Genomic DNA, 12872 nt, shown 5'->3' with positions numbered 1-12872 from the left:
TCCGTGCTAGATATTTTGTACTGAATTTAGCTGAAAAAAAACCGAGAGCTTTTGGCTCTCGGTTTGTTGTTTTGTTTAAGGCTGAAGATTATAGCGCCGCAATCGTCACTTTCTGTTCTTCAAGCTTGCTTAACGTATCTTTGTAGCCTTCAAGCTTTTCACGCTCTTTAGCCACAACAGCTTCAGGTGCTTTGGCAACAAAACCTTCGTTACCTAACTTACCTGCGATACGTTTGATCTCGCCTTGAGTTTTGGCAATCTCTTTGCTTAAGCGATCTAGCTCGGCATCTTTGTCAATCAGGCCCGCCATTGGGATCATCAGCTCAGATTTAGCGACCAACGCAGTTGCACACGCTGGCGTTTCTTCGCCGGCAGACAGAACCTTGATGGTCTCAAGCTTAGCCAGTGAAACCAATACCGCTTTGTTTGCTTCAAGGCGAGCAGCATCTTTCTCATCTGCGACTTTTAGCATCACATCAAGTGGCTTGCTTGGAGCAATATCGTACTCGGCTCTTAGGTTACGGATACTAGTGATAAAGGCTTTAACCCACTCAATGTCATCAAGCGCTTCTTGGCTGAAGTTAGCTTCTTGATATTGAGGAAGGGCTTGTAGCATAATCGTATCGCCTTCAACACCGTCTATCAGCGGCTTAATGCTCTGCCAGATAGTTTCGGTGATGTATGGCAATACAGGATGTGCCAAGCGTAGCGTCTTTTCTAGCACCGTGATCAGGGTACGACGCGTACCGCGCTGCTGTGCTTCTGTCCCTTTCCATAATACGGGTTTGGTTAGCTCTAGATACCAGTCACAGAATTGGTTCCAGATGAACTCATAAATGGTGTTCGCAGCCATATCGAGACGGTAGTTGTCGATGTGGTTGTTAAACTCCTTCGCTGCAAGCTCAAACTGGGACTCGATCCATTTATCCGCTTGCGAGAACTCAATGTCGCTACCCTGTCCGTTTGTAGATGGGAAGCCACAATCTTGCTCTTCTGTGTTCATCAATACATAACGGCTCGCATTCCAAAGCTTGTTACAGAAGTTACGATAACCCTCTAGACGTTTCATATCCCAGTTGATATCACGACCAGTAGAAGCCATCGCCGCTAGAGTAAAGCGCAGTGCATCGGTACCATAAGCTTCAATGCCGTTCTCGAACGTTTTACGCGTGTTTTTCTCGATCTTTTTCGCCAGTTGCGGCTGCATCATATTGCCAGTGCGCTTCTCAACCAAAGATTCTAGGTCAATACCGTCAATCATGTCGATTGGGTCAAGTACGTTGCCTTTCGACTTAGACATCTTGTCGCCGTTCTCATCACGGATAAGACCAGTCACATAAACGGTCTTAAACGGAACTTGAGGCTTACCGTCTTCATCTTTACAGAAGTGCATGGTCATCATGATCATACGAGCAACCCAGAAGAAGATGATATCGAAACCTGTTACCAATACATCGGATGGGTGGAAGGTTTTAAGGTCGTCAGTCTGCTCTGGCCAACCTTGAGTACCAAAGGTCCAAAGTGCCGAAGAGAACCAAGTATCTAACACATCGTCATCTTGGCGTAGCACCACAACAGGCGCTAGGTTGTTATTCGCACGAACTTCTTCTTCAGAACGACCAACATAGACATTACCGTCGTTGTCGTACCAAGCTGGGATACGGTGACCCCACCATAGTTGACGTGAAATACACCAATCTTGAATGTCACGCATCCAAGAGAAATACATGTTTTCATACTGCTTAGGTACAAACTGGATTTCACCGTCTTCGACGGCTTTGGTTGCTGTCTCTGCGAGCGGTGCAGTACGCACATACCATTGGTCAGTCAGCATAGGTTCAATAACAACACCACCACGGTCACCGTAAGGAACGGTTAGGTCGTGATCTTTGATTTCATCGAGTAGACCTAGTGCTTCAAATTCCGCCACGATGGCTTTACGTGCTGCGAAGCGTTCCATACCTTGATACTGTTCAGGCAGGTCAGCGGCGTATGCATCACTTGGCTCACCATTGGTCGTGAATACTTCAGCCGCATTGCGAATATTGGCGTCAAAAGTCAGGATGTTGATCATCGGCAATTGATGACGTTTACCCACTTCATAGTCATTGAAGTCGTGAGCGGGCGTGATTTTTACACAGCCAGTTCCTTTTTCCATATCAGCATGTTCGTCACCCACGATAGGGATACGACGATCAACGATTGGCAGGATCAGTTCTTTACCAATAAGATCTTTGTAACGTGGATCTTCTGGGTTTACCGCAACGCCAGTGTCACCCAGCATGGTTTCTGGACGAGTGGTTGCGACAACAATGTAGTCTTTGCCATCGGCCGTTTTTACGCCATCCGCGAGTGGGTAGCGGAAGTGCCACATGTGACCTTTCTTATCTTTGTTTTCTACTTCGAGATCAGAAATCGCAGTGTGCAGTTTTGGATCCCAGTTAACCAGACGTTTACCGCGGTAGATGAGGTCATCTTCATATAGGCGAACAAACACTTCTTGAACTGCGTTTGATAGACCGTCATCCATAGTGAAGCGCTCACGATCCCAATCAACCGAAGCACCTAGACGGCGAAGCTGCTTAGTAATCGTGCCGCCAGATTCTGCTTTCCACTCCCAGATTTTGTCGATGAAGGCGTCACGACCGTAATCATTCTTGGTCTTGTTTTCTTCAGCAGCAATTTTACGCTCAACAACCATTTGCGTCGCGATACCAGCGTGGTCGGTACCCACTTGCCAAAGGGTGTTCTTGCCTTTCATACGTTCACAACGGATTAGCGTATCCATGATGGTGTCTTGGAAAGCGTGACCCATGTGTAGGCTACCAGTGACGTTCGGTGGCGGGATCATGATGCTGTATGATTCTTTAGTGGTGTCACCGTGAGGCTTAAAGTAGCCTTTCTCTTCCCAAGTCTTGTATAGAGCTTGTTCGATAGATTGAGGGTTATATGTCTTTTCCATAGCTTTCTTGGATACTTACTTTAATCTGTGAAAGAAATTTGCCAAACCTTATAAGTAAACGCGACGGCTGCTTACTTATAAGGATTGACCTTGGTTAGGATTCAGGGTGCTGAATCTCAATGGTTTGAAGCTGATAGCCCGCTTGACGATAAATTTTATACCTTTCTCGTGCAAGTTGCTTAGCTTTTTCTTCGCAAGGAACGAAGTCTACCACTTGAGCAAAGGAGTTCGCAAAGGTTGCAGCGTTATTCGCCATATTTATTACTAATTGGCGGTTCCAACTCGGCTTTAGACCGGCAAAGCCTATCTCTACTGGCGTGCCACTTTTGGGACCTTCACCCACTAAGTTGTGCGCCAGATAATCATTTGGCTCTTGCTGCCAGAAATGTTCAGCAAGTTGTTCGGCAGCGATTTTGTCGTCGCAGTTGATATAGACCTTTGCACCTTGGGCGCTGAAGTGTCGACAGAGAAAATGCACATAGCTTGCCCACCCCAACGTAGAGTCTTGTGGAGAGCCCTCTTGAATGATGTAAAAAGTCGCGGTATTCATTGTCGGTCTATGGTTATCGAATCATTGAGTTTAACAAGCGGATATTAAAAAGGGCCTTGCGGCCCTTTGATGATTACTCTTCAGTCTCTTGGCCACTGCGATTGAGCAGGAATTGGACAAGGAGTGAGACTGGTCGACCCGTAGAGCCTTTAGCTTGACCAGACTTCCAAGCCGTCCCTGCGATATCTAGGTGTGCCCAGTTGTACTTTTTGGCGAAGCGAGACAGGAAACAACCCGCAGTGATGGTGCCACCTGGGCGTCCACCGATGTTCGCCATATCAGCGAATGGGCTGTTTAGTTGCTCTTGATACTCGTCGGCCATAGGCAGACGCCATGCACGGTCACCGGCTTGCTCAGAAGCGTTGACTAACTCATGCGAAAGAGGGTTGTGGTTGGAGATAACACCACTGATGTGATGACCAAGGGCAATTACGCAGGCACCAGTGAGAGTAGCTACGTCAACGACGCATTCTGGCTCATAGCGCTCGACGTAAGTCAGTGCATCACAAAGTACCAAGCGACCTTCTGCGTCAGTATTCAACACTTCAACCGTCTGGCCTGACATTGTCGTTAGAATGTCACCAGGGCGATACGCATTGCTACCAGGCATGTTTTCACAACCTGCGAGTATAGCAACCACATTGATAGGTAAGTTGAGTTTAGCCAGCGCTTTCATGGCGCCGAAAACAGAGGCTGCGCCACACATATCATATTTCATCTCATCCATGCCTTCGCCTGGTTTCAATGAAATACCGCCTGAGTCGAACGTCAAACCCTTACCAATCAATACAATAGGCTTGGCATCGGAGTCTGGATTACCTTTGTACTCCATGATTGACATCATAGACTCATTTTTGGAGCCACGACCCACCGCTAGGTAAGACGTCATACCCAATTTTTCCATCTCTTGCTCACCAATGATCTTGGTAGTGATGGTGTCGTAATCGTCAGCTAAGCGGCGCGCTTGAGAAGCAAGGTAGGCTGGATTGGCGACGTTTGGCGGCATGTTGCCAAGGTCTTTACTCGCTTTAACGCCCGATGAGATAGCTAAACCATGTGCAATGGCTTTTTCACCTAAGTTCAGCTCACGACGAGTCGGTACGTTAAACACCAACTTGCGCAATGGGCGGCGAGTCTCTGGCTTATTGCTTTTGAATTGATCAAAAGTGTAAAGACCGTCTTTAGTGGCTTCAATAGCTTGGCGCACTTTCCAATAGGTATCACGACCTTTGACATGTAGCTCAGTTAGGAAACAAACCGCTTCCATTGAACCCGTTTCGTTCAATGTGCTGATGGTTTTTTGAATGATTTCTTTGTATTGGCGTTCACCCAACTCACGTTCTTTACCACAACCTACTAGCAGCACTCTCTCAGAAAGCACGCCGGGTACTTGGTGTAGTAACAGCATTTGTCCGGGTTTTCCTTCTAAATCACCACGACGAAGCAAAGAGCTAATATAGCCGTCACTGATTTTATCTAGTTGCTCAGCAACCGGAGAGAGACGACGTGGCTCAAACACACCGACGACGATGCATGCACTGCGTTGTTTCTCTGGGCTGCCACTTTTTACATTAAACTCCATGCTAACTCCCACATCCTAAAGACAAATAGAACGAAATGTTGGATAATCGATCTTTGACACTGAACCTCGTAAGCCATTAAGGCCTATAATCATCAAAGATTAGAATCGTTCAAAAAAGTAAAAAACAAAAGGTTTACCCGAAAACTATAGCGATTCCATCAAAAAAACAAGTTTTGTATAGGTATTTTCACAGTGATTATTGTTAGATATTTGATCCGAGAAACAATCAAAAGCCAATTTGCGATATTTTTTGTCCTATTTCTCATCTTTTTAAGTCAAAAAATAATCCGTGTGCTGGCTGACGCTTCAGACGGCGATATTCCTGCCAGTCTTATTGCTTCAATTGTTGGATTGAATATGCCGGCGATGGGGCTGCTTATGCTGCCTCTGAGTCTATATATTGGTATTTTGATTACTTTTGGTCGTTTATACGCAGAAAGTGAAATTACCGTGATGAATGCCACTGGAATAGGCAATAAGTTCCTTATTATGGCTCCGCTTTATCTGGCGCTTATCACCTCGGGAGTAGCAGCGTTTAATTCCTTATTTCTTTCTCCTTGGGCGCAAAATAAAGAAGCTGAATTGATAGAACAAGTCGCTGCAGAAAATAGCGTTGAGTTGCTACAAAGTGGTCAATTTCAGCGCACGCCGGATGGCTCTGCGGTGGTGTTTATTGATGGGGTGAAAAACAAAAAGCTTGAGGGTGTGTTTGTTGCTCAAGTATTACCTAGAGAGTCGATTAAACCCAGTGTGTCTATTTCGAGTGGCGGTATTGTCAAAGAGTTATCTGACGGTCGTCAGATTTTAACCCTGTACGACGGCGCTCGCTATCAAGGCGTGCCGAAAAATGTCGAATATATGGTGACTTACTTTGATGAGTACGATGCACTTATCGGTCAGCGTGAAGTAAAGCGTAAGGGAAGAGACTGGGATGCAATTCCCACAGTCGAGTTGTTTAAGTCGGATAACCCTAAGGCGATTGCGGAGCTTCACTGGCGTATCTCTTTGATCATTTGTATCCCGTTACTGACCATGGTGGTGATCCCGTTATCAGCGGTCAACCCGCGTCAAGGTCGCTTTGCTAAAATGGGACCAGCGATTTTATTTTATCTTGCTTATTTCTTATCAATTAGTGCGGCAAAATCTGCGATTGAAGATGGTTCCATTCCGGGTTTAATTGGTATGTGGCCCATTAATATTGCGCTGCTTGTTTTAGGCATTTTATTGAATTCTATGGACAGTGTTTTCGTGAGAAAACTTAAAGATAACTTTCGTCAAAAGAGGTTAGCAAAGCGTGTTTAAGATTCTCGACCTCTACATTGGTAGAACCATCATAGCGACCACAGTACTGACACTGGCTACCTTTGTTGGTCTTTCTAGCATCATCAAATATGTAGAACAGTTAAGAAAAGTCGGGCAGGGAACCTATGATTTGATGACGGCGCTATACTATGTTGTTTTGAGTATTCCTCGCGATATTGAGATGTTCTTTCCCATGGCCGCCTTGTTAGGAGCATTGATTGCACTGGGCACCCTTGCATCAAGCTCAGAACTGACCGTCATGCAGGCAGCCGGTTATTCTAAGTTAGATATCGGTCTGTCGGTACTTAAGACAGCGATTCCCTTGATCGTCATGGTTGTTATTCTTGGAGAGTGGGGAGCGCCTCAAGCGCAGAAGACAGCTCGTGAAATGAGAGCAGCCTCGATTTCTGGGGGTAGCATAGTATCGGTGAGAAGTGGCGTATGGGCCAGAGATGTGGATGATTATATCTTTATCAATGAGGTCAATGACGCACATCTCAATGGCATTACCATCTGGAGCTTTAATAAAGACAAGAAGTTACAACAAGTGCTATTCGCTGAGCAAGCAGAGTACCTCGCCGATAACAAGTGGCGCATGACCAATGTTGATATCACCGACATGAGGAATGATGTTCAGATTACTAAGAGTGACATACCTAACTATGAATGGAAGACGTCACTCGCTCCTGACAAGCTAGCGATTGTAACTGTTAAACCGGAAGAACTGGCGCTCAGTGGGCTTTATGATTATGTCACTTACTTGAAAGATTCAGAGCAGGAATCCGCTCGTTATGAGTTGGCACTATGGCGTAAGGTAACTCAGCCGTTATCTGTTGGCGTTATGATGTTAATGGCACTGTCGTTTGTGTTTGGACCATTACGGAGTGTGACGATGGGCGCTAGAATCCTCTCTGGCGTGATCGCCGGTTTTGCTTTCTACATATCGAGTGAGTTTTTTGGACCGCTGAGTATTGTTTACAACGTCCCACCATTCTGGGGGGCCGTCGCCCCAAGTATCGTGTTTTTATTCGTTGCCACGATGTTGTTGAGAAGAAAGCTTTAAGCAGAAAAATATCCAAATAGTTTCGCTGCACCTCACCTGTTGAGGTGATTGGGAAATCAATCATAGGAATTTAAAAAGCGACCATCCGAAAGATGGTCGCTTTTTACTGTAGGGAGAGAACACGATTTTTGTTATTGGAATGGTAATTTTGGATTTGCTTAAGCGTATGCGCAGCGCAGTCTCATAACCTCTTGGTTCACTTCTTTTACGGCCTGAAAATGTCGTTTTTCTGCTCTGTCTGGGATAATGAGTTTACCGTTATCAAACTCGAAGCGACCTAATCCATAGATATATATTTTACCTTTAAACAGACGACTAATATGTTTGGCGATCATACCTGGAGTGTAGCGCTTAAAGAGTCTCATACAGCTTTCCTTATCGATATAGCCTAGCGAAAAGATTATAAAAAAAATCATCATTAAAATGTGTGATTGCCTAGGCTTTTTGGCGACGTAATTTGTGGTCTTTAGGGTTTTGTGCTGTCTATACCATAAAATTAGCATATCATCTATTTTTATGTGATATTCACCACAAAAGCTCTTGTTGTTATCATTTGAATTATCATCAGAGTATTAACAGGTTAATCTAGTACGAGATTCTTTTGATTCTAGAAAATGTCCTCTTGTTTATTCTGAATCGAAGCTACCCTGTATTTCTCTGAACCGTATTTTTTCTGAGTTCAAGTTGTTTTTCTTAATCCACGTTGTCTTTTCTGATTTGTTACGCACAGCGCGTCAACAATGTTCATCGGAGCTATGTTCATCAGAGTCATGTTCATCAGAGCTATGTTTACCAGAACCATGCTCATTAAAGCCATGTTCATCAGAAGTCTTAATATTGCCTAGCTATTACATAGACCGGAAATTGAGAGAAAAGTTGTTTACTGAAAAGAAGTTTTACAATCAAAGCGATTCGATGAATAAAAAAAAGCCCGCTCAGCGGGCCAAATGTCACAGATGCATTACACAAAAGTGGAGTTACTGCGGTTGCAGATAGTCACTCTAGTGCTATCGCAATCACACGGAGTCGTTGGTTGCGATAGGTTTACAATAGTACAAAAATCACCAGATGACTATTTATGCGTAATAAATAGATATATTTTCATTGAAGTTTTGTTTTTTCTGTGAGTTACGCCGAATTTATAAATGCAACAGAAGTTCGATGTTTCATTAAAACTTTGATATGGACTAGCGTGTAATCGCTCCCCAAACCGGAGTAATTAGAGAAAGCAACTGTTCAAGGGGGAGCTCAATCCCCGCGATTCGTTCGCCACTGCTGATGGTAATGGTGTGATTACGTTTAATATCAAGATCTAAAACGATGGGTAACGGTTGCTTGAGAAGCAGTGGAGTGACGGTGCCAATTTTATACCCGGTGATGGCTTCTACTTCGTCACTGGACAAACAGGTCATACGACGGCGTGAGAGGAGAGTGCGGACTTTTTTGGGGTCAACTTGCTTATCGCCCGGACAACATGCGAGTACATACTGATTATCCATGTCTCTTAGTACCATCGTCTTAAGCATTGTTTGTGGCTTAATGCCTCTAAGTTGAGCCGCATCCTCGATGGATACGGCTTCTCGCTCTTGTATAAGAACCCTAAAAGGAACGTTTGAGAGCTGTAAAAAACGAGTGATAGGCGTATCAATCATCTTGCTCGGCGAGATATGAGGGGAGAGAGAGTTGCAGTTGTTGGCTCTGTCCTGTCACTCTAAATTGCGTGTCATCATCTAGGTTGTTGGGAAGGATAACCAAAGCGACAAATTCTTTGTCAGCGTAATAGCTTGCTAAAACGTCACCGGCTTTGCGCCAGTTATCACCCACAGAACGCTCTATCTCGATAGCGCTCAGATCTAAATCAGACTCTAGTTCACCAGACAGCGTTGCCATCATGCGTTTGTTGATACCGCGATATTTGGCTCTTGCGACGGTCTCTTGACCAGTATAACACCCCTTGTGGAAGCTAATGCCGCCGAGTTGGTCCAAATTGAAAGCTTGTGGGATATGAGCATTTTGTTGCTCAGCTTCTAGAATAGGCAATCCAGCTTCGATATCCATCTTGCGCCAGAGAGCTTCTGTAACCCAAGCATCCTCGTTATTCATTAGGTGCTGTGAGGCAAATGCTTGATCACATAAAACCATCCAACGCTGTCCATCAATCTTAATGGCTGTGGATTGCTCTGATTGTCGTACGTCACCTTGAGAGGGGAAGTGGTCATTAATCCATTGCTCAGCTTCTTCACCGATAACACCGAATAGAGGAAGTTCGCTGGTGATGATCTCTACCTTGGAAAAAATGGCGTATTTCTTGAGTTCGGTAAGCTCTTTTTCTATCGCACTGAGTGGCTGTGCCATTCCATAACCACGAGGCGTATTGAAAAGGCGGAACAGACTCCATACCTTACCTTTTGCATCGCAATGTGCGCCAAGAACTGAAGCATCTTCATTGAGCGACACAACATCACAAGTGACTTGACCTTGCAAATAGGATTTCTTATCGTCGCCAGTCATTTCGATCACACCCCATGAAGCTAGGCGGGTGAACATTAAGTTCGGGGCGGGGGTTGAAGCGGAAATTTCTAGAGTCTTATGTGCTGGAAACCAATCCATAAATCTGTATCTCATTGGTGAACATAACGGGTATGTTAGTCTTTAGCACTCAATTTGTCAGCAGATTGTTGAACCTTAGAACTTGTGATACAACTAGCTTTTATGATTCGCATTGTGGTTGTGATTGAGCCATCTTGCTACACTCAGCAGAATTAATGTTGTAGATGGAGAATGGAATGTACTCTAGTGAGGAAAAAGCACGGATAAAGTGGGCGTGCCGTAGAGGAATGCTTGAACTCGATGTGGTGTTCATGCCTTTCTTTGAAGAATGCTTTGAAACATTAAACGATCAAGAACAACGTGATTTTGCCTCTCTGCTAGAATGTGATGATCCCGATCTATTCACTTGGGTCATGGGTCATGGACGCAGTGACAATTTGGGCCATGCTTCAATAGTTGACAAGATTGTTGCCTATAACCTCAGCAAAGTTCGTTGATTCAAAGCGAACGTATCCTGAACCCTCAAAATGGCATGTGTTTGTAAAGGCACATAAATCGATACATGCTGTTTTGATTGAGCGTCAATTATTGGTTAGCGTCTTATTAATTATCATTATTTCTGATATTCCCCTCATCGCCACCGCCTATCTGGCATCCATAGTTATTCATTATCATTGGCTTCGTCCCTCGCTAAGTGGGGAATTCTTGTTATCGCAGAAACAGGTTAAAGCCCGCAATAAAACGCACTTATCTCCCGAGTATATGCTGACGTTTAAGCATTGGTTATTAGCGATTAAATTATCGGGTCATTGGTACTTACTTTGGCGAGACTCTTGTCAGGATGAAGTCTACCGACGCTTAGTAGTGGCAATAAAAAGGCAGTCGTAGAGACTGCCTTGGCGAGAAGTGACTTAACGAGAAGTGACTTGGCGACTAAACCTTGTCGTTGAACGCTTGACTCGGATCGAGAATAGTCGGTCCACTATGTTCAAGCATATCTGGATAATCTAAGGTGTAATGTAACCCACGACTTTCTTTTCTCTGCATAGCACAGCGCACCATAAGTTCAGCAACTTGAAGCAGGTTACGTAACTCGAGTAGGTTGTTAGAGACCTTGAAGTTACTGTAGTACTCATGGGTTTCTTGTTGCAGTAATTGGATGCGTCTTAATGCTCGCTCAAGGCGCTTTTCGGTACGCACAATACCCATGTAATCCCACATGAATAAGCGCAACTCGTGCCAGTTATGTTGGATAATGACTTCTTCATCGGAGTCACTGACTTGGCTTTCATCCCATGCAGGAAGACTTGGGGCAATGCTAGCCTTGTCTAGTCCATTGAGAATATCGTTTGCGGCAGACCAAGCATAAACCACACATTCTAGCAGTGAGTTCGACGCCATACGGTTTGCGCCGTGTAGACCGGTGTAACTCACTTCTCCAATCGCATACAGTTGCTCTAAGTCGGTTTTACCGGACTTGTTAACCATAACGCCACCGCAAGTGTAGTGCGCCGCAGGCACGACCGGGATCGGATCTTTGGTCATATCAATACCGAGATCCTGCAGACGCATATGTATCGTTGGGAAGTGTTTGACAATAAATTCTTCCGGCTTATGGCTGATGTCTAGGAACATACAGTCTGCACCCAAGCGCTTCATCTCAAAGTCAATCGCTCTGGCAACCACATCACGAGGCGCAAGTTCGCCACGCTCATCAAAGTCAGGCATAAAGCGAGATCCATCAGGTCGCAACAGATACGCGCCTTCACCGCGCAAGGCTTCAGTAAGGAGGAAGTTTCTTGCGTCAGGATGGTATAGGCATGTTGGGTGGAACTGATTGAACTCTAAATTGGCAACACGACAACCGGCACGCCAAGCCATAGCAATACCGTCACCGGACGAAACGTCAGGGTTGGAGGTGTATTGATACACTTTTGAGGCGCCGCCTGTCGCCAGTACCACAAATTTAGCTCTTACCGTTTCGACATGTTCTTGGTTTCGGTTCCAAATATAAGCGCCAACGACTTTGCTCTTGTCACCGCCTACCTTGTCTCCAGTAATGATATCTAACGCGTTGTAGCGCTCTAGAATCTGAATGTTGGGGTGGCTATTCACATTGTCCTGCAGTGTCGTCTGCATCGCCATGCCGGTGGCATCCGCCGCATGAAGAATTCGACGGTGGCTATGTCCACCCTCACGAGTAAGGTGATAACGAGGTTGCCCGCTTTTTGCTGGTTCAACTTGGTCAAAGGGAACTCCGCCGTCAATCAGCCATTGAACGCACTCTTTGGCATTCTCGGCAATAAACTGAACGGTTTCCTCTTCACACAGCCCAGCGCCAGCGATGTTGGTATCATTGACATGTGACTCAATGCTGTCTGATTCGTCAAATACTGCTGCAATGCCCCCTTGAGCGTAATAAGTTGCCCCTTCACTTCGAGGCCCTTTACTCAAGACGATCACTTTAGCGCGTTCTGCAACGCGCAATGCTAGTGAGAGCCCTGCAGCACCACTTCCTATGACTAATACATCACAAAGATGCTCTCGGTTTGTCTTCATATTCTGTTAAAAATCCTGACCTAGGGTAGAGTTGCGTCACTCTAATTCAGATGTAAGCACATGGCAGGAGGCTACGTGCCTGTAGTTGGAGAGGGACACTTAAGTTCTATGAATGGGTTCTTGCTCTATTAAGGCAAAAAACGATTGAGTTAGTGGATAAACTCATACATCCTTGTCAATGGATCAAATTGTACTTGACGTTAATTCACATAGCGAATGGAAAAAAGACAAATTAAACCATAAAGTTTGAACTTTTCATTGAACGCACAGTCACAATAATGCGCTTGTTAGCGGTGGTGTCAAG

10 protein-coding genes are annotated in these 12872 nt (G+C 45.1%); 3 read left to right on the top strand and 7 right to left on the bottom strand.

The features are described 5' to 3' along the window. Positions 1–88: 88 nt before the first annotated feature. The 3 genes from L9Q39_RS12265 to pepA all read right to left on the bottom strand — a co-directional run bounded on the left by L9Q39_RS12265 (position 89) and on the right by pepA (position 5094). A complete protein-coding gene (locus L9Q39_RS12265) occupies positions 89–2962 on the bottom strand; it encodes a valine--tRNA ligase (RefSeq protein ID WP_237485323.1) in 2874 nt (957 codons plus the stop codon). A gap of 94 nt (positions 2963–3056) precedes the next feature. Beyond that, positions 3057–3512, bottom strand: a complete 456-nt coding sequence (locus L9Q39_RS12260) for a DNA polymerase III subunit chi (RefSeq protein ID WP_237485322.1) — start codon at positions 3510–3512, stop codon at positions 3057–3059. Positions 3513–3585: 73 nt separating this feature from the next. Then, complete coding sequence (gene pepA / locus L9Q39_RS12255) at positions 3586–5094, bottom strand: leucyl aminopeptidase (RefSeq protein WP_237485321.1); 1509 nt, start codon at positions 5092–5094, stop codon at positions 3586–3588. Positions 5095–5286: 192 nt separating this feature from the next. Between pepA and lptF the strand changes: the two genes are divergently transcribed. Together lptF and lptG are read left to right on the top strand one after the other, a co-directional pair. Next, positions 5287–6396, top strand: a complete 1110-nt coding sequence (gene lptF, locus L9Q39_RS12250; RefSeq protein WP_237485320.1) for an LPS export ABC transporter permease LptF — start codon at positions 5287–5289, stop codon at positions 6394–6396. Further along, positions 6389–7459, top strand: coding sequence for an LPS export ABC transporter permease LptG (gene lptG / locus L9Q39_RS12245; protein WP_237485319.1), 1071 nt, complete (start codon positions 6389–6391; stop codon positions 7457–7459). The genes lptF and lptG overlap by 8 nt, the downstream gene beginning before the upstream one ends. A 158-nt stretch (positions 7460–7617) precedes the next feature. Here the strand turns inward: lptG and L9Q39_RS12240 are convergent, their stop codons facing one another. The 3 genes from L9Q39_RS12240 to ygfZ form a co-directional block, all read right to left on the bottom strand. Then, complete coding sequence (locus L9Q39_RS12240) at positions 7618–7824, bottom strand: DUF1107 domain-containing protein (protein WP_237485318.1); 207 nt, start codon at positions 7822–7824, stop codon at positions 7618–7620. Positions 7825–8646: 822 nt separating this feature from the next. Then, entirely contained in the window at positions 8647–9111 is a 465-nt protein-coding gene (locus L9Q39_RS12235; protein WP_237485317.1) for an aminoacyl-tRNA deacylase, read from the bottom strand. Next, the gene (ygfZ, locus tag L9Q39_RS12230; protein ID WP_237485316.1) at positions 9104–10069 is read right to left on the bottom strand and encodes a tRNA-modifying protein YgfZ; all 966 of its coding nucleotides are present in this window, start codon (positions 10067–10069) and stop codon (positions 9104–9106) included. Before ygfZ ends, L9Q39_RS12235 begins: the two co-directional genes overlap by 8 nt. A 176-nt stretch (positions 10070–10245) precedes the next feature. Between ygfZ and L9Q39_RS12225 the strand changes: the two genes are divergently transcribed. Next, the gene (locus L9Q39_RS12225) at positions 10246–10506 is read left to right on the top strand and encodes an FAD assembly factor SdhE (protein WP_237485315.1); all 261 of its coding nucleotides are present in this window, start codon (positions 10246–10248) and stop codon (positions 10504–10506) included. A 436-nt stretch (positions 10507–10942) separates the two neighbouring features. Here the strand turns inward: L9Q39_RS12225 and nadB are convergent, their stop codons facing one another. Then, the gene (gene nadB / locus L9Q39_RS12220; protein ID WP_237485314.1) at positions 10943–12568 is read right to left on the bottom strand and encodes an L-aspartate oxidase; all 1626 of its coding nucleotides are present in this window, start codon (positions 12566–12568) and stop codon (positions 10943–10945) included. Between the last annotated feature and the right edge of the window lie 304 nt (positions 12569–12872).

This window comes from Vibrio hippocampi, assembly GCF_921292975.1.
Classification (GTDB): domain Bacteria; phylum Pseudomonadota; class Gammaproteobacteria; order Enterobacterales; family Vibrionaceae; genus Vibrio; species Vibrio hippocampi.
The sequence above is the reverse complement of the archived record's forward strand: the minus strand, read 5'-3'. Positions and strand labels throughout refer to the sequence as shown.

What these genes read in the sequence shown, in the direction of transcription:
- L9Q39_RS12265 (WP_237485323.1), bottom strand. Translation starts at nt 2,962, where the DNA reads ATGGAAAAGACATATAACCCTCAATCTATCGAACAAGCTCTATACAAG.
- L9Q39_RS12260 (WP_237485322.1), bottom strand. Translation starts at nt 3,512, where the DNA reads ATGAATACCGCGACTTTTTACATCATTCAAGAGGGCTCTCCACAAGAC.
- pepA (WP_237485321.1), bottom strand. Translation starts at nt 5,094, where the DNA reads ATGGAGTTTAATGTAAAAAGTGGCAGCCCAGAGAAACAACGCAGTGCA.
- L9Q39_RS12240 (WP_237485318.1), bottom strand. Translation starts at nt 7,824, where the DNA reads ATGAGACTCTTTAAGCGCTACACTCCAGGTATGATCGCCAAACATATT.
- L9Q39_RS12235 (WP_237485317.1), bottom strand. Translation starts at nt 9,111, where the DNA reads ATGATTGATACGCCTATCACTCGTTTTTTACAGCTCTCAAACGTTCCT.
- ygfZ (WP_237485316.1), bottom strand. Translation starts at nt 10,069, where the DNA reads ATGGATTGGTTTCCAGCACATAAGACTCTAGAAATTTCCGCTTCAACC.
- L9Q39_RS12225 (WP_237485315.1), top strand. Translation starts at nt 10,246, where the DNA reads ATGTACTCTAGTGAGGAAAAAGCACGGATAAAGTGGGCGTGCCGTAGA.
- nadB (WP_237485314.1), bottom strand. Translation starts at nt 12,568, where the DNA reads ATGAAGACAAACCGAGAGCATCTTTGTGATGTATTAGTCATAGGAAGT.